The sequence below is a fragment of the Flavobacterium kochi genome (assembly GCF_048286715.1).
In the GTDB taxonomy this organism is placed as follows: domain Bacteria; phylum Bacteroidota; class Bacteroidia; order Flavobacteriales; family Flavobacteriaceae; genus Flavobacterium.
This window is the reverse complement of the sequence record NZ_JBLVPW010000009.1, coordinates 105,301-123,292: the sequence shown is the minus strand read 5'-3', so window position 1 is coordinate 123,292 and position 17,992 is coordinate 105,301. Positions and strand designations below refer to the sequence as shown.

Annotated in this window: 12 protein-coding genes; 6 read left to right on the top strand and 6 right to left on the bottom strand. The window is 38.1% G+C overall.

What is annotated here, in order from left to right:
• Positions 1 to 444: 444 nt before the first annotated feature.
• Positions 445 to 807 (bottom strand): hypothetical protein, encoded by a 363-nt coding sequence (locus ACNQGH_RS09990; RefSeq protein ID WP_417955858.1) that lies wholly within the window; start codon positions 805 to 807, stop codon positions 445 to 447.
• A 1,019-nt stretch (positions 808 to 1,826) separates the two neighbouring features.
• On the opposite strand from ACNQGH_RS09990, the gene ACNQGH_RS09985 reads away from it, so the two are divergent.
• The 6 genes from ACNQGH_RS09985 to ACNQGH_RS09960 all read left to right on the top strand — a co-directional run bounded on the left by ACNQGH_RS09985 (position 1,827) and on the right by ACNQGH_RS09960 (position 11,604).
• Entirely contained in the window at positions 1,827 to 4,946 is a 3,120-nt protein-coding gene (locus ACNQGH_RS09985) for a SusC/RagA family TonB-linked outer membrane protein (RefSeq protein WP_417955857.1), read from the top strand.
• A gap of 20 nt (positions 4,947 to 4,966) precedes the next feature.
• The gene (locus ACNQGH_RS09980) at positions 4,967 to 6,436 is read left to right on the top strand and encodes a RagB/SusD family nutrient uptake outer membrane protein (protein WP_417955856.1); all 1,470 of its coding nucleotides are present in this window, start codon (positions 4,967 to 4,969) and stop codon (positions 6,434 to 6,436) included.
• Between the two features lie 19 nt (positions 6,437 to 6,455).
• Entirely contained in the window at positions 6,456 to 8,375 is a 1,920-nt protein-coding gene (locus ACNQGH_RS09975) for an arylsulfatase (RefSeq protein ID WP_417955855.1), read from the top strand.
• Between the two features lie 217 nt (positions 8,376 to 8,592).
• Entirely contained in the window at positions 8,593 to 9,654 is a 1,062-nt protein-coding gene (locus ACNQGH_RS09970; RefSeq protein ID WP_417955854.1) for a sterol desaturase family protein, read from the top strand.
• 9 nt (positions 9,655 to 9,663) lie between these two features.
• Positions 9,664 to 10,380 (top strand): rhodanese-like domain-containing protein, encoded by a 717-nt coding sequence (locus tag ACNQGH_RS09965; protein WP_417955853.1) that lies wholly within the window; start codon positions 9,664 to 9,666, stop codon positions 10,378 to 10,380.
• 141 nt (positions 10,381 to 10,521) lie between these two features.
• The gene (locus ACNQGH_RS09960; protein WP_417955852.1) at positions 10,522 to 11,604 is read left to right on the top strand and encodes a formylglycine-generating enzyme family protein; all 1,083 of its coding nucleotides are present in this window, start codon (positions 10,522 to 10,524) and stop codon (positions 11,602 to 11,604) included.
• Positions 11,605 to 12,040: 436 nt separating this feature from the next.
• On the opposite strand, the gene ACNQGH_RS09955 is transcribed toward ACNQGH_RS09960, so the two are convergent.
• The 5 genes from ACNQGH_RS09955 to mobC form a co-directional block, all read right to left on the bottom strand.
• On the bottom strand, positions 12,041 to 12,802 hold the full coding sequence (locus ACNQGH_RS09955) for a phosphate ABC transporter ATP-binding protein (protein ID WP_417955851.1): 762 nt from the start codon (positions 12,800 to 12,802) through the stop codon (positions 12,041 to 12,043).
• A complete protein-coding gene (pstA, locus tag ACNQGH_RS09950; RefSeq protein WP_417955850.1) occupies positions 12,799 to 13,638 on the bottom strand; it encodes a phosphate ABC transporter permease PstA in 840 nt (279 codons plus the stop codon). The genes ACNQGH_RS09955 and pstA overlap by 4 nt, the downstream gene beginning before the upstream one ends.
• Positions 13,639 to 13,649: 11 nt before the next feature.
• On the bottom strand, positions 13,650 to 14,543 hold the full coding sequence (pstC, locus tag ACNQGH_RS09945) for a phosphate ABC transporter permease subunit PstC (RefSeq protein ID WP_417955849.1): 894 nt from the start codon (positions 14,541 to 14,543) through the stop codon (positions 13,650 to 13,652).
• Positions 14,544 to 14,633: 90 nt separating this feature from the next.
• The gene (locus ACNQGH_RS09940) at positions 14,634 to 15,581 is read right to left on the bottom strand and encodes a PstS family phosphate ABC transporter substrate-binding protein (RefSeq protein WP_417955848.1); all 948 of its coding nucleotides are present in this window, start codon (positions 15,579 to 15,581) and stop codon (positions 14,634 to 14,636) included.
• A gap of 422 nt (positions 15,582 to 16,003) precedes the next feature.
• Positions 16,004 to 17,989, bottom strand: coding sequence for a conjugal transfer protein MobC (gene mobC / locus ACNQGH_RS09935; protein ID WP_417955920.1), 1,986 nt, complete (start codon positions 17,987 to 17,989; stop codon positions 16,004 to 16,006).
• Positions 17,990 to 17,992: the final 3 nt, after the last annotated feature.

Genomic DNA, 17,992 nt, shown 5'->3' with positions numbered 1-17,992 from the left:
AGCAGTGATACCTTTGAAAAATAAGTTCAGTTCATTTATTTTAAACCTTTTGTCCAATGATCCATTTTTAGAGATAAACAAATGCAATAAAAAAATTAATACAAGACAAAATATTTAGTTTAGTGTCTAATGTTTGATAACTAATTTTAGACAGGTGAGTGGGGTTAATTGGCTAATATTTAATTAATATTTAAAAAATTCCAATAAAAATGTCAACTAATACAATACATCAACTAAATTCCACAATAAAAAAAAATAGTTTTTTGTTTGGTAGTCTTTTTTGATTAATAAAAAAAACCTGATCAGTTGACCAGGTTTTTCACCTATTACATTCTGTTTTTGTTTTTCTTAAAAAACATAAAATAGTTGTTACCTTAACTTTATAAATTCATTTTGTTTTCTTTGTTCAAAAGAAACATATTCTTGATTTGTAATTTTGTTTAATTAAGTTGATTTTTTTTCAGTCGCTTCATGTGGGTTTAAAATTTCCTCTCTTTCTTTAGCAATTACAGGAACTGTTGCAACATGTTTAATAGATTTTGTTCTAATTAAAACAGTTTTTTTGTTACTTGGTGTCCAAAATTCTGCAACCGGACTGGTTTCTTTACCAGCAGTATCAATTTCATCAGGATTTAATTGAAGAACCAATTCTGTTTCATTTGTACTTTCCGAATCATCGACACTTAGGGTGAAAATTGGTTTTACACCGTTAGTAGGTATAATACCAGTGACATAAATGTGAGGAACAAGATCGCTAGGATATGTCCAAGCTTCCCATTTGCCAATGTTTTGATTTTGATTTTCCATTTTTTTTTATTTTTAAGTTGTTAAAATTTTTAAGAGACTAAAGATAGTAATAATTTGATTATCAGATATTTAAAAGCAAGTAAATTTACTTCTAATATTTATCCTTTAAAATATTATGTTTTACTGGTTAATGCAACATACAATTTTAAAATTTCTAAAAACTGCAATGAATATACTTATCAATAAGCGATTTAAAATAGGTATTATGCAAGATTTAAAACGAACCCATAGCTCTTATCCAAGAAACCCACTTTTAGCATAAGTATTTTATAAAGCCGGATTAATAGAATCTTGGGGACGTGGTAAAATAAAGGTTCTGGAAGAATACAAAAAATATGATTTACCCGAGCCTGAAATAAATGAATTTGGCGGTGGTGTATTAGTGATTTTGTATAAGAATAAAACTAATCCCGATTTACTAATGTCTTTAAGATTAAACAAGCGTCAATTAGTAGCAGATTATGTTAAAGGAAATACATACACAACTAATCCTATTTATCAAGAAGCAACATTAATAATGTATTGATTGGAAGGTATTTAATTTTAACAATGCATCGAATTAACATTTTTTTATAAAAAAATTAAATCAAAATTTGGTAGTTAATAATTTTAATATACCTTTGTTCTATCAAATTAGTAGAATTAAATAAATCATCTAATACGTAAAAATTGAAGACTCTCAAATACATCTCCTTTTTGAATAAGCAAGAACAATCTGCATTTGGCAATCCAAGCCGAATGTGTTGTTGCTGTAACCCTTCAATGTAAAATCCTTCCTGACTTTAATAAGACGCAATCCCGGATTTCTGGGATTAAAATCTTGTAGCGATAAATTCAAATAGTAATAATTTAAAAATAAATAAAATGATAATGCAAATGTGCTGTAGCTAAAAAAAGAAGCCATTTCTGCGGGAACAGAAATGGCAGGCTTAAAAAAAAAATTGTTCATCTCTAAAAGGAAAGCGAAAGTTGATTTATCAGCCTTCAGGGATCCTTATTATTTAAACCAAAACAAAGTAATGAAAAAAAAATTAAATATACTTTCGTGGCTCGGCATTTTTCTGATTTCATTGGGAATCAATGCACAAAATACACAACCGCTTATTCAGTCCAAACTAAATGGAACCGTAATTGATAAAATTACCAATGAACCCGTTCCGGGAGCTTCTGTAACCATTAAAGGAACCACGCATAGTGTGGTATCGGATGCAGAAGGTAAATTTTACTTTCAAACGGGTCAAAAATTTCCATACACTTTAATCGTAAGTTATATAGGGTATAAAAAAACAACGATAATAGTCGATGGAAGTCCTGTTATCATTAATTTGGAGCAAGACCTTCAGGAACTGAACGAGTTAGTGGTGGTAGGGTATGGTGCTCAAAAAAGAAAAGACATCACCGGTGCCGTCGCCTCAGTTCCAAAAGCAAATTTAAATCAGGTTACCTCTTCTGCAGACAACTTACTGAGGGGTGCTATACCAGGGGTGGTAGTTACCCAGAGTTCAGGAAGGCCTGGTGCTACTTCCAGTGTTCGTATCAGGGGGGGGAATTCGATTACGGCAGGTAACGAACCACTTTATGTTATAGACGGTGTATTGGTTTATAATGACAATAGCAATGGTACGGCTGGAGTAGCTTTGTCCGGAGCAGGAGTGAACGTGTTGTCAACGATCAATCCAGGTGACATAGAGTCTATTGAGGTGTTAAAGGATGCCTCTGCAACCGCTATTTATGGTTCACGTGGTGCAAATGGTGTGATACTTATTACGACCAAAAAAGGGACCAAAGGACAAGATATCATTTCGTATCAGGGTTACTTTGGGATACAATCCGTGTCTAAAAAAATCGATCTTCTCGATGCTTCTCAATGGGCAAGCCTGCGTAACGATGTACAGGCAAGTATTGGACAAGCGCCTTCTTTTTCACCCAGTCAAATTGAAGCTCTTAAAACTTCCGGAGGATACGACTGGCAATCGGCCGCTTTTAGAAGCGCTCTGGTCCAGAATCATCAACTGACATTCTCAGGAGGGGATGATCGCTCCAGATATGCTGTGTCGGGAAGTTATTTTGATCAGAAAGGAGTCGTAATTGGATCTGATTTCAAACGAATTTCGCTTCGTGCTAACTACGAAAGGAATTATTCACAAACGTTTAAGTTTGGCGTGAATACGAACTATACGAATTCGCTATCGAATGGTATCGGAGCCAATTCTTCCGGGAGACAGCCTAATCCATTAGTCAGTGCCTTGTTAGTGGCTCCCGTAGTTCCCATCAGAAATACGGACGGAAGTTACAATGTAACTCAAAATCCTTATGCGACCTCGGTGAATGGGTTTGTGCCAAATCCGATTAATGATTTGGAAACCACAATCAATACCACTAAAATTAATAGAATTTTGACCAGTTTATTTGGTGAATATAAAGTGAACAAAGAAATTACGGCAAAAGTTTCTGTGAGTGGTGATGTAATCAATACCAAACAAAATTATTATGCGCCATCCAATACTACAACCGGGGCAGCAACTAAAGGATTAGCCTCAATTGGTAACAGGCTGGTAAGTTCGGTACTGAATGAAAACACCTTGAATTACAATACCCGTTTTGGTGACGATCACAAGTTTTCTGCTTTGGCAGGGTACACGCTGCAATACACCCAAGGGGAGGTAGTTACTGCAGGAGCCAACACTTTTGTAAATGATGCCAATACCTACAATGCTTTACAAGACGGTACAGCTGTAAAACCCTATAGTGATGCATTCGAAAGTGTGTTGAAATCGTGGTTGTCCAGAATAAATTATTCGTATAAAGGGCGATACAATTTTACGGTCTCGGCACGTGCAGATGGTTCGTCCAGATTTGGTTCGAAATCGCTGTGGGGGTATTTCCCGTCAGCAGGATTTTCGTGGAACATTACCGAAGAAGACTTTGCTAAAAATCTTAAAGGGGTAACGGAGGCAAAATTGAGACTGAGTGCCGGAACAACAGGGAATCAGGAAATTGGAAATTACCTTTCCCTGGCCTCAATAGGTTCTGTCAATTATGCTTTTGGAGGTACAATACAAACGGGATTGGCACCAACCCGCTTGGCAAATCCAGATTTAAAATGGGAAAAAACAACCCAATACAATATTGGTTTAGACTTGTCATTATTGGATAGAAAAGTAAATTTTGTTTTCGATGTGTACCATAAAAGAACAAATGATTTGCTTATCAATGTACCGATCCCACTTACTTCAGGCTACGCTAGCGTCCTACAGAACATTGGAGGTGTTGAAAATAAAGGGATTGAAATGGGCCTGATTACAGAAAACCTAAAAACAGAAAACTTTTCATGGAATTCTAACCTTGTTTTTTCAGGCAACAAAAACAAAGTGGTTGCAATTGGAAATGGAGTGGACCAATTTTTCCCAATAGTTCCCAATGGTACTTTGTTGCAACAGCAGCCGGTCATCGTAAAAGTGGGCAAACCTTTAGGGACTTTCTGGGGATACAAAACCAATGGTATTTTTCAAACTCAGGAAGAAATCAATACACAGCCAAAAATAAACAGTCTTGCCAATACAAAAGTAGGAGATAGAAAATACCAGGATAGCAATGGAGACGGAATAATTTCGGCTGCTGACAAAGGGGACCTCGGAAGTTCACAGCCTAAATTTGTTGCGAGTTTAAGCAATACGCTTTCGTACAATGACTTTGATTTACAATTTTCTTTTCAAGGCGCTTTTGGTGGTAAAGTGTTTAATGCGCTGAACCAACAATTAGAAATCTCTACGCTGGGAACAAATGCTGCTGCTGCTTTAGAAGATCGTTGGACCAGTACCAATCCAACAAATGAAATCCCCAGAGCATCGAGTTCCCCATTGGGTATCGTTTCGGAACGCTATGTAGAAGACGCTTCCTTTTTGAGATTAAAACTGATCACCTTGGGATATACATTCCCAAAAAGTCTTTCTTCAAAAATAGGGACCAAGAGCATTAAGCTCTACGTGTCTGCCGAAAACTTACTCACCTGGACTAAATACACTGGTTATGATCCGGAGGTGAGTTCTTATGAGCAAAATAATTTATATCCCGGAATTGATTTTGGAGCGTATCCAAATTCCAAAACATTCATCACGGGACTGAACGTAACTTTCTAAGTAAAATAAAAAATTAAAAGATGAAAAAAATAATAACACTCCTATTAAGTGCCGGTCTGTTTGTATCGTGCACGGAGCTAGAGGTAACACCTACCTCTTTTGTAACCGAAGCCAATTTTTTTAAAACACAGGATGATGCCGTTGCCAGCGTGACTGCGGTCTATGCCTCATTGAATATTGATCCGGGCGAACAAAGTCTGTTTGGCAGAAATTTATATTTCCTGACCGATATGGCTTCTGATTATGCGGCGGCCGGTGTTTCTGCAACGAATCCTCAGGTAAGGGCTTTAAGTAGTTTGACACATGATGCCACGTCAGACCGTGTTCAGGTAGCCTGGCGCCAAATTTATGCCGGAATAAACAGGGCCAATGTGGCTATTGATAATATTCCGAAAGTTCCAGGTTCTGAAGTTATCAAAACCAGATTGGTTAATGAAGCCAAATTCATCAGGGGATTATTGTACTTCCAGGCGGTTCGTCTTTGGGGTGGAGTCCCAATAGTTTTGCATGAGCCAACTTCCATTAATGTGGAAAGTTTAAAATCAAAAAGAGCGACTGTGGAGGAAGTTTACGCCCAAATTATTTCGGACCTAACGGCTGCTGAAAGTTTACCAGCCACATATTCAGCAAATGATATTGGACGTGCGACTTCGGGGGCTGCAAAATCGCTGTTGGTAAAGGTTTATATCACCAGAAAAGACTGGGATAAAACCATTACTAAATCGAAAGAAGTTATCAATGGCGGGTATGGATATGCGCTTTTCGAAAATTTTGCCGATGTGTTTAATAAAGCTAAAAAGAATGGAAAAGAACATATTTTCTCTGTTCAGTTTGAACCCAATCAGGCGGGGAACGGTTCCAGCGGAAGTACCTTCATGGGTACTAGTTTTACTGGATTTACTGCTACAGAACCTGCAGATATTATTTCGGATGTAGCCTTGTTTTATGATATCTATCAGGCAGCAGATACAAGAAGGGACGTGAGTTATGCAAAACAATTACTGAATCCTGCTACAGGAACCCTTTACACTTTTCCGAAGCCCATTTTTAGAAAATACCTGGATGTTACTAATCTGGCAGCAGGCGGCAATGTGGCTATTAATTTTCCATTGATTCGCTATGCCGATATCCTATTGTCTTTTGCGGAAGCGATTAATGAGCAGGGAGGACCAACTGCAGAAGCTTATGAGGCTGTCAATCAGGTAAGAAGAAGAGCCTATGGAAAACCAATCAACACACCAGATCTAACGGTGGATTTAATTGGACTTACAGCGCCTCAATTAAGGGAAGCCATTCGCGAAGAGCGTAAAAAAGAATTCGTTCAGGAGGGGCAAAGGTGGTATGATTTGGTTCGCTGGGGAACTTTGGTTACCGAGGTGAAAAAGGTTACTGCGAAAGCTTCCGTTTCAGAGCGTAATAATTTATATCCGATTCCTCAAAGTGAACGAAATATTGACCCGGTAGGGTTACCACAAAATCCAGGTTATTAATCTATAAAACAATAAAACGATGAAAAATTTTAAAATTAATTTAAAATTCAAAAGCCCTGAAAAAGGGCTGCTGATAGCAGGCTTGTTAGTACTTCAATTGGGCTTTGCCCAAAACAAACCCGATGCAAATTACAAAGGGGTTATTGGTAAAACCTTAGCAGAATCAAAAGAATATTGGCCGGAACCGGTTACCGCTCCAAAGGGGGCACCGAATGTGGTTTGGATCATTTTGGATGATGTGGGATTTGGTGCTTCCAGTGCTTTTGGAGGTCTGATCGCAACGCCTGTTTTAGAGGGGCTTGCCAACAACGGCTTGCGTTATACTAATTTTCATACCACCGCTATTTGTGCCCCAACCCGTGCGGCTTTATTGACAGGAAGCAATTCCCATAAAGTGCATGTGGGAGGATTCTCCCACACCGCCTTATCGGCAGGTTTTCCAGGCTGGGATGGAAAAATACCTTCGAAAAATGGAACTGCCGCAGAAATCTTACGCGATAACGGATACAGTACTTTTGGTGTAGGAAAGTATGGTGTAACCCCTGATGAAGATGCAACGGATGCTGGTCCTTTTGACCGGTGGCCAACGGGTAAGGGATTTGATCATTTCTTTGGATTCTTAGGTTCTCAAACGGATCAGTATAAACCAGACTTAATAGAAGATCAGGCGCATGTTACGCCAGACGGAAGACACCTTAGTGAGCAAATTACGGATAAGGCAATCAGCTATATAACCAAACAGCAAAAAGCGGCTCCGGGAAAACCATTCTTTTTGTATTATTCACCAGCTGCCGTTCATGCGCCGCATCAGGTAGCCCCTTCCTGGAGCGATGCCTATAAAGGAAAATTTGACGAAGGATGGGATGCCTACCGTGAAAAAACACTTGCCAATCAAAAGAAATTAGGAGTGGTTCCTGCCAATGCGACATTGCCGGATCGTAATCCTCTTATTGGCGACTGGAAAAAATTAACCGCAGATCAAAAGAAAGTTTATGTAAAATTCATGGAAGTATACGCCGGATACCTTACCTATACCGATCATGAAATTGGAAGGGTGGTTAATTATTTAAAAGAATCAAATCAACTGGATAACACTTTAGTCTTTGTTTTAATAGGGGATAATGGAGCGAGTAAAGAAGGAACTTTACAAGGAGTTCTTAGTAAACCAACATTTGCAGCTGGTGGATCTGAAGAAAAAGATTTTCTGGATAATTTGAACAGGATTGGTGAAATAGGAACGCCTCAGGGCCTTAATACCAATTATCCTTTGGGATGGGCACAAGCGACCAATACACCCTTTAAACACTGGAAACAAGATGCCAATTCAGAAGGAGGAACGCACAATCCTTTGATTGTGTACTATCCAAAAGGAATTAAAGACAAAGGCGGAATTAGAAACCAGTACAGTCATGTAATTGATATTTTGCCTACAACGCTCGATATTCTGGGAGTAAAAGCGCCAGAAACTATTAGGGAAATTAAACAAGATACGATTCAGGGGTCGTCCTTTTACAATTCCCTGAATGATGCAACAGTGGCGTCGCTGCATAAAATCCAACACTATTACATTTTTGGGGCCAGAGCTATTTACAAAGAGGGTTGGAAGGCCGCTGCAGCACATCACCCGGACTCTTATGAAGTTTTTCAGGCTTTAAACAAAAAAGAAGCGCTGGGGGTAAGCGATTTCGATAAAGATGTCTGGGAGTTGTACAATATTAACGACGATTTTAACGAACGTGTGGATCTAGCTAAAAAGCATCCTGAAAAATTAGCGGAGCTGAAAAGATTGTTTGACGAGCAAGCTAAGAAAAACAATTTGTATCCTTTAATCGATTGGCAAGATGTGAGACTAAGAAGGATTCACAATACCGGAAAGGATAAAGACAAAGACATTCAGCAATTGATTCAAAAAGCAACACAGGCTGGAGGAACCCATTAATAAATAATAAAATAAAAAGCGCATTCAGGTCTTTTGTCAAAACTTATAAAAGACCTGAATGTTTTAATAAAATTTAAAAAATAAAATAATTATGAAACGAGTAGACTATGAAATAATAGGAAAAAAGATTGCTGTTGGAGCGATTGTTTTTTTAGTGCCGCTAGTCATTCTGGTTGGAGGCTTAGCCTTAGTAAATCAATTTTTAAAATAAGAAATCATGAATCAAAAATTAAAAGGAAAACTAACAAGGGACTTAAGTATAAGTCTTTTGATTTACACCTTGCCAGTAGTGGCGATTTACCTTTATTTTAAATTAAATAATGGTATTGTGGCAGAATCACATACTACCTTGCCCGCATTTTTAGAATTTGCGAAACCCGCATTCGTCAACATAAAAACCTGGGGATTAATCGTTTTTATGTTGGTTTTAGGAGTTGTTGAATTTGCTGCGGGATTATACGACGACCAATGGACAGGGGAAGAGCGCAAAATTGACATTGTTAGTTTTCTGGCCCCGAAATTATTTTTGCCACCAATTATTGCTTTTTTTAGCTTAACCGCTTTGCCCTATATAATTCCGAATCTTCAAAACACCCTTTCCTGGGTTCCATTTTGGGGAGGCTTTTTCTTAATTGCCATAGCAGATGACCTCACGCAATACTGGTACCATCGTTTGCATCATCAGGTACCTTTTTTATGGCGTTTTCACAGAACGCACCACTCGGCTCCGTATATGGGAATGGCGATGGCTTCGAGACAAAACTTTATTTACACGGTGTTTTTTTCTCAAATTTATTTAACCGCGACCTTAACGTATTTAGGTTTGGGATTACCGGCTTTATTTGTTCTGGTTATAAAAAGTTTTATCACCTTGGGTGCGCATTCGAGCATAGCCTGGGACAAACCATTTTATAAATACAGAATACTACATCCGATAGCCTGGGTTCTGGAACGTTTTATTTCGACTCCTGCAACACATCACGCGCATCATGCCGATACAAGCGGTGACGGAATTGGTCATTTTAAAGGCAATTTTGGTAATATGTTTTTCCTGTGGGATGTGCTATTCGGAACGGGTTTAATTACGCGAAAATTTCCAAAATCATACGGAATGAAATCATACAAACAGGAAGAATGGTACGCACAATTTCTATGGCCAATATTCAAATCTAAAAAAGTAGGGAGCGCTTTAGCAGCGGGTGTGCTTGCTGTTCCAATTGCTCCAAAAAGAGATGCTGTTTCACCGAGTCCTAGCTATTACGAACAAGTTCAATCCTAAAAAAACATCATGAAAAATAAAAGTTTTACAAACCGTATCACAACGGTAGTCTTATTTTTTGGATTTGGGGCTTTTGCCCAGAATCAAAATACGATTACATTGCCCCTGGATTCTTTTTACGCAAAAATAAAGAGTGAAAAAAAGCCTCAGATCATAGATGCCCGAAGCCCGGAAGAGTTTTCGTTAAACCACATAGAAGGTGCGGTTAATTTTAATCTGCAAACGGAGCATTATGCGAAGTATGTGGCTGCATTGAATCCATCAAAACCCGTATTTATCTATTCGATTAATATTGGAAGAAGTAGTATATTAGCAAAAGAATTATTGAAAAATGGTTTTTCGCAGGTGCATGATTTAGAAGGAGGAATAGCCAATTGGATTGGAGGAGGAAAGCCTTTTTATACCAATTTAAAAAGCAAATTATCAGTAGCGGAATATAAAAAAATCATTGCCGATAACAACGCTGTTTTGGTTGACATTGGGTCCAGATATTGTGGTGCCTGCAAAAAAGTAAAACCTGTTTTGGAAACCATCAGAGCCCAATATGGAGCGCATTTAAAAATTGTCGAAATTGATTTGGAAGAAAACCCACAGCTGATCGCTCATTTAAAAACGGTAAATGTATTTCCGTATTTGATTTTATACCAAAACGGTACAATTGTTTTCAAAAAGGAAGGTCTGGGTGATTTAAAAAAGGATGTTGATGTGGCGTTAGCACAAAAATAAGAAAGTGAAATAAAAACAGTCATCAGTTGCTCCCTATAGCGATTAGAAGACCAGAACGGAGAAATGAAATTTCAGGAATCCGTTTTGCTTCATTTTAATAGCACGGCGCTATAGCGGAGACGGATGATTAACAGTGAATTTATGAAAATATACGGTTTAATTACAGGAATTGTTTTGTCAGGTTTAGGTGCTGCTTTTGCGCAGGAAAGTAAAGCTGTTGCCGTTGGAGCCACAAAAGAGTGTCAGGCTTTTTGCAAGGCAAACACTTCAAAGAAAGCATTGTTGTTACAATCCATAACAAAGAATACGTCACAGACTTCTGTTACTGCTTCAACCTATGGAATGGTATGGGTAGCAACGGGGGAGTTCAGCATGGGAACAAATGATTATCCGGATGCGCAGCCCATTCATAAAGTCTCTGTAAAAGGATACTGGATTGATGAACATGAAGTGACGAATGTACAGTTTGCTGCTTTTGTGCAAGCAACTAAATACAGCACCATCGCAGAAAGACCACTGAATCCTGATGATTATCCTGGTGTTCCGCACGATATGTTATTACCGGGTTCGGCGGTATTTTCACCACCAACAGATAAAGTGTCATTAGAAAATATTCAACAATGGTGGAAGTACGTACCGGAAGCAAACTGGCAACATCCTACGGGGCCACAAAGCAGTATTGTTGGACTCGAAAATAATCCTGTAGTTCAAATCAGCTATGCAGATGCCGAGGCGTATGCACAGTGGGCAGGTAAACGACTGCCTACGGAGGCAGAATGGGAGTTTGCTGCCAGAGCAGGAAGAGATCATACCAAGTATTATTGGGGAACTGAACTCAAACCAAACGGGAAATGGCCGGCAAACATTTTTCAGGGTAGTTTTCCAAACAACAACACCGCCGAAGATGGTTTTACAGGAGCTGCTCCAGTAAAGTCTTTTCCGAAAAATCCTTTTGGAATATATGATCTGGAAGGAAATGTATGGGAATGGTGCAGCGATTTATACCGTGATGATTATTATAAAAATAGTCCTAATGATAATCCGAAAGGACCTTCAATCAGTAATGATCCCGAAGAACCAGGAGTAGAAAAACATGTACAAAGAGGTGGCTCCTTTTTATGCAGCGATCAGTATTGCATCAGATACGTTGCAGGAAGCCGTGGCAAAGGAGAGACGACAAGTGCCTGTAATCACTTGGGATTCCGATGTGTGAAGGATAAGTAGCAGAAAATGATGATGATGTTAAAAAGGGATCGTGATCGTTGACATCAGGATTCCTTTTGTCGAAAGCAAATTAATTAGTCTTAAGCAAGAAACGATGTCAAACTCTTGTTGTATGATTTTAGTAAAGTATTGATTTAAAAAAATAGGAGATAATGTCCGGCTATTTCCCTTTCACTCCTTAAAGGAGGAATAGCCGAACACTTACTGCCAATTTTACCATTTTTTGAATGCTTAAAATAACGTCAGCAACTGGTTTTAAGTGTTTATTTTTTTTTCGAAATAAAACATTAATTGTATTTTTTTGAATGGAGGAGCACATCCTACTGTTTGTTATAGATATGAAAATAAAAACAAAAAGGGTAAGCGACATTTAAAAAAATCCCAGTGAAAAGTGAACTTCTAAATGGAATTTTTTTATTGATATTGTATCTGAAACCTAACTCAAAAAACCTTTTACGTAATCTTTAGTTAATTTTTCTTTCGGGTTGAGAAGAATTTCTTCGGTAGGTCCAAATTCTATTATTTCCCCCATATATACAAACCCGATATAATCCGAAACCCTTCTGGCTTGGCGCAAAATATGGGTTACCAATACGATAGTGTATTTGTCTTTTAATTGTAAAAACAATTCCTCAATGTGTTGCGTAGAAATGGGATCCAAAGCCGATGTTGGCTCGTCGCCCAAAATAATTTCGGGTTCAATGGCAAGTCCTCTGGCTAAACATAATCGCTGTTGTTGCCCAATGGAAAGGCGAGTGGCAGGTGATTTCAGCCTGTCTTTCACCTCGTCCCAAAGATTAACATCCCGAAGGTATTTTTCTACAATTAGGTCTAGTTCTTTTTTGTTGTTGTTTCCGTGAATTCGTTGGCCATAAGCAACATTGTCATAAATATTCATTGGTAACGGGAAAGGTCTTTGTGAAAGCAATCCCATTTTCTTTCTTATATGCGTTACTTCTACTTTTGGGCCATAGATGTTTTCACCATCAACCAATACTTTTCCTTCCACACGAACATCTGTTTGATGATCCAGAAGCCGGTTCATCGTTTTTAGGAGTGTGGTTTTTCCACATCCCGAAGGACCGATCAAGGAGGTGACTTTTTTATCCGGAATATCAAGATTGATGTTTTTAAGGATATGGTTACTACCAATATGCACATTTAAATTTTGGATGCTGATATGAGGCTGAATGATCATATTTTATTTTTTGAAAGATTTTTACTGGCTATTTTTGCTGTTATGCTTATGATTAAAACGATTATCGTAAGGACTACCGCTGAGGCATACGCCCGGTTTTGTACTTCTTCAATGGGACTACTCAATTGAAAAAAGATCGATAAGGGTAATGTTGCTGCCGGCTGGTCTAATGATGTGGGAATGTTGTCCGTAAAACCTGCCGTAAATAACACACAGGCCGCATCGCCAATCGCTCTGCCAAATGATAATAATATGGCAGTTACAATTCCGGGAATGGATTGTCGCAACACTATTTTTGCTGTTTCATATCGGGTGCCTCCAAGGGAATATACAGAGTTCTTCATCTCTTCTGGCACAACTCTTATCGCTTCGTCCATTGCTCGGACTAATATGGGAATTATCATTAAAGTTACGGTTATTATTCCCGCCAGTAAGGAAGTTCTTAATCCCATATACACCATAATTGCAAATCCGAAAGCACCATAAACAATGGATGGAATTCCAAATAAAATGTCATAACTCAACCGGGTAATAGTGGCTAGCATTGCATTTTTTTTAGCATAGATATTGATATAAACCACGATTGGAATACTCACCAAAAGTCCCAATAATGTGGAGCCTAAAGTAATATAGAGGGAGCCAATAATTGCATTTAGAATACCCCCGCCTTTACCTATATAAAAGCCTCCTTCGGGAATTTTGGAAACCATATCCCAATTCAGGGAACCCAATCCTTTTGAAAATATCGTGTATAGTATCATAAACAAGGTGCTGCTTATTATAATTGTGCACAATATCATCAGTGCTTTAAATATATTTTCTTCTATTTTTCTCATGATGATGGTTCTTAGTTGGTTCTTTTATCGATTCGGAATAAAATAATTCTCGAAATAGTATTGAACAAAAGTATAATTACGAATAGAAGTAAGGCAGCAAACATTAATGCCGAGTCATACATTGGAATGGACATCATTTCGCCGTAATTATTGGCAATAAGTGCCGGTAAGGGATAACCGGAATCGAAAATACTTTTTGGAACCTGGGCTAAGTTCCCGCAAACCATCAAAACGGCTATGGTTTCCCCGAAAGCTCTCGAAATGGCCAGCACTGTGGCAGCAACAATACCGTCAACTGATTTTCGAAGTAGGACTTTTTTGATGGTTTGCCATTGGGTCGCTCCAACAGCTAAAGAAGCATCCCTCAATTCCTGAGGTACATTGTCGAAAACCTCTATTAAAATACTGATAATTAAAGGGAAAATCATAATTGCAAGAACAATTCCTCCCGCCAAAATAGAATAGCCGGTGGTGAATTCCACGAAATGGGGCGCTAAATGGTCCTGTATCAGAGGAACAATTACCAAAACTCCCCAAACGCCATAAAGCACGGGTGGAATTCCCGACAATAATTCAATTAATGGCAAGACTACCTTTCGGATCCGGATAGGCGCATATTCCGAAAGGTAAATTGCCGTAAGTAAGGAGAGGGGCAAAGCAATCACGATTGCAATAGCCGTTACCCAAAGCGTTCCCATAATAAAGGGATAAAAACCAAAGGCTTCCTTAAAGGGTTTCCATTCCGAGGAAAAAAGTAAATGTCCTAACGAACTACTATTTAAAAGCGGTATTGATTTATAATACAAACCCAATCCTAATAGTACAACCGTAGAAATGGATAGGATGGTGAGAATAAAAAACAATTTCCCCAATAAATTGTCTTTTAGTAATCGTATATTTTTCATTTGTTTGTTGTTAACCCCATCCTCAAAACTCATTCGCAATCGTATTGTTCAAGTGATTTGTGACGGGGATTTAAAAATTTTATTAGAATCTTATTTCACTTTCGCTAATTCTTTGTTTAACTTTTCTTTAGAAAATTTTATATATCCAACTTCAGTAACAAATTGTTGACCACTGGTCAGGATATATTTTATAAATTCCTTAACGATTGGATTTTTTGGTTTGCCAACGGTTACGAAATATAAATCTCTTGCAGGTGGCGAAGGATATTTTCCTGAAATTATGGCTGCAATTAATTGGTCAACAGTAGTGTAAAAGTTTTCATCCGGGTCTAATTTTCCATTATTGTTGATGTCAATTGGCGCAGGAACAACACCGTTTGTCGCCTTATTGGTTTTTGTATCATAGATATAAACAATATTATTATATCCGATTGCTAAAGGATCTCTTTTTACGGCCTGCGCCAATCCAGGATCACCAAAAACGGCCACTCCCAGTAAATCTTCCTGTTTTTTGCCAAAATATTTCGCCCAGGTTTCTGCTGCTCCGGAAGCATCAGATCTTGTGTAAGCATGTATTGGAGCATTGCTTTTCAGACCCAATGCATTCCAGGTTTTATATTGTCCTGTAACAAAGATGTTATTGAAAGCCCCTTTTCGCACGCCTTTTTCATACAAAACTTTTCTGAATGGGCTTGCAGCGCTTATGGTAGGTATTACTGCATCTTTTGTAACTGCTATTGCAAAAGCTCCTTTTTTGTATTCGGCTGCATTCAGGTCTCTTGATACTAATCCAATATCCGTTACTTTTGATAACACATCAGTTACTCCTTTTCCGGCTCCACCGGCCTGAATGTCAATTTTGACTCCGGGATGAATTTTTTTAAATTCTTCGGCCCATTTTACGGTAATGGGATACAAGGCAAATGCTCCCGAAATACTGATATTTCCTTTTAATTCTTGTGCTGCTACTTTTGTCGTACCTGTATTGATAAATAGTACCATAATTGCAGCGACCAGTGATAATTTAGTTGTTTTCATTTTATTGTTTTAGTTTTTAAGATGATTTATATTCCCGCTCCTTTGGAGCGTGCTAATTGAATTTTTTTGAAAAGACATAAGGACAAAAATGCATTTTTTTTATTTTTATTTTATTAGTCATTGTAATTATATATAATTAGTAGGATTAAATGATGAATTAATGCTTAAGATACATGCACAACAGAATTTGTTTTAATACTTAAATCTGAAGCAAATATAAAGTATTAATTCTATATGACAAGTAGAGTTATTAATTTATGTGTTTATTTTATTACCAGTGAAGCAGCAGTGATGCTTTGCATAACCGCTAAAATTTTTTATCAACTGCTATCGATCCTTTTCTTAATAGGCATTTTGACTCTGTTTAACAATCGGAACGTGAAGTAGTAACCCTCTTTTTATATTTTTAAAAGGTCAGGAGACTATTGTTTTTTTACTATTAAAAAAGTGAGCCCAGGGTCATTTAAGAGCCGTTCCATTTCAGAATGAATAATATCCTGAATATCCTTTTTTACCTGTAGGTAATTTTGCTGCACTATTGCAGTGTCAATCTTCCTGATGATCTCAATGTCTTTATAACTGTTTTCTTCTTTTTTTAGCGCTTCATGGTCATTGACTATTTCACAGTGGAAAGTTTTCAATTCAATTTTACAACCAGGATTATCGGCAACCATTCCTACAAATTCACCAGAACTTAAAGTAGAAATCTTCGAAGGAGGGACGGCTGACTCTAATTGTTTGGAACGGCTGATGGAGGTGTCACCGCTATTTATGGACAAACTCTCCCTGTCCTGCATAATTTTTCCAAAGCGCTCTGATAGTTGTTTGGCTGTGTCACCGTTTACCTGACCGCTAACGATGTTCCCAGTGATGTTCATAATCACATCAGCCTGTTCCCGTCCATAATCTTTGCGAAGCTGGCTGAAGTCCTGAATCCCCAGGCAAGTGGCTACTTTGTTACTTCGGGCCGTGGCAATTAGACTGTCCATATTGTTGAGGTAAATGGTTGGAAATTCATCAAATATCAGGCTGCTCTTCAGTTTCCCTTTTTGATTCACCAGTTTTACCAGACGGGCTGCAAACAAGGATATTACCGCACCATAAATTTGTATTTTCTGAGGATTATTCACAATGCAGACAATCTTTGGCTCATCAGGATTATTGATGTCCAATGTAAAGTCATTTCCTGATAGTACATAGTACAATTGTGGAGAGGAGAGCCTTGCCATCGCAACCTTAGCGGAAGCGATTTGTCCTTCCAATTGTTCCATTACATTATTGAGATAGGCATTTACGAAAGGATTGATGAGTACTTCAATTTCCTTCTCTGTTCGCAATAGCGTGAACAAGCTGTCATAGTCCAGTTGCATGAGCTCAATAACGTGTGGAAGCGTACAGAATTGACCCTCTTTATATTTCCTTAAATACCATAGCACAGCAGTCAGGAAGTTAATCGGTGATTCAACAAAAAAGTCTCCCTGTCTTTTAATCCATTCCCTGTTTAATCCCAATAAAATTGTTCGCGCTGACTCTGCTGCATCGGTGATGTCGGTCATAGCGGAAGGCTCTAAAGGATTGCATCTGTGGGTACGGGTCAGGTCATCAAAATTGATCACATAAAATTGAGGGGTTTTGCGATACTGGTGTTTGTATTTCAGCCAGGTATTATAGGTGATTCTGGAAAGATCATCAAATTTAAAATCATAGACGAACATAGTAAATCCTTTACGGATGTGCTGGGTAATGACGTGTCGTATTACAAAGTATGATTTACCGGATCCCGGAGTGCCCAAGACCATTAAAGCACGAAAAGGATTGATGATATTGATCCAGCTATTTCTAACTTTGTCTTTCAAATGGTAGCGCGCCGGCAGGTTGATGGAATACTCATTTTCCAGGAGCCTTTCTTCCTGTGGAAAGGTTTCATTTTCTTTATTAAAAATATCCTTGTGGTTTAGCCTGTTTTTTATAATACGGGATAGTAGTGTACCACCCGAAAGGATCAGAAGAAACCCACCTGAAGTAATGGATATGTATACTATTGCAGTCTGTACTATTTGTATTTTTAGGTATAATGAAAAGTAGCCGATAAAATAAATCAGGATGCCAGTAATACTATAGGCAAAGGCTGTTTTATAATTCAGCTTTTCATCTTTACGTCCTTTGGCACCTATCAGGGAAATCATTAAAAATCCCAGCGCAAAGAATTTGGATTTATGAAAGTTACTGAACAATCCCGTATTTTGGATATTGCCTAAAATGGTATTTCCTATACCGCTAACAAAATGCCATGCTCTAAAAGCCGCGTAACAGTAATAGTAAAAATGGATTAGCAGTATTAGGACACTGATTAGTCTTGTCATATCCATGATTTTTCGCAATGCCTGTTCGTTTTCTCCGGTATGCATAGC